Below are 315 nucleotides of genomic sequence, written 5' to 3'. Positions count from 1 at the left end.
CCGTACAGTCTGTTCAAGCGGGACCTGGCTGGTTAGCCTGCAGCCATCGTCGAACAGGGGCAGGGTGATGCAGCCGGACAATCCCTACAGCGCACCGCAGGTGGAATTGCTCGACCGTCGCGGGGTTCCGCCACTGCCGGGCTGGAGCGCCCGCCAACTGCGCGTGCTTGGCTGGCTGGCGCTGGTGGCGGTGCTGGCCAATGCCCTGGTGGTCGGCCTGACCCTGGCCGGCGCATGGCTGGATGAGCGCGAGGCGCAGCGGCTGCAGAGCTACATCGGCTGGTTGAGCCTGATGCTGGTGCTGCTTGGCTGCTA

The 315-nt window shown here is 67.6% G+C and carries 1 protein-coding gene; it reads left to right on the top strand.

The window, feature by feature from the left end:
* Nucleotides 1-67 precede the first annotated feature (67 nt).
* Nucleotides 68-315: hypothetical protein (locus J0A65_RS26855; RefSeq protein WP_206597214.1), on the top strand; the 248-nt coding region annotated here is incomplete at its 3' end.

It is taken from the genome of Bowmanella yangjiangensis (assembly GCF_017255015.1).
GTDB classification, from domain to species: Bacteria; Pseudomonadota; Gammaproteobacteria; order Enterobacterales; family Alteromonadaceae; genus Bowmanella; species Bowmanella yangjiangensis.
Note: the sequence above shows the minus strand (reverse complement) of the source record. Positions and strands in the feature narration are given on the sequence as shown.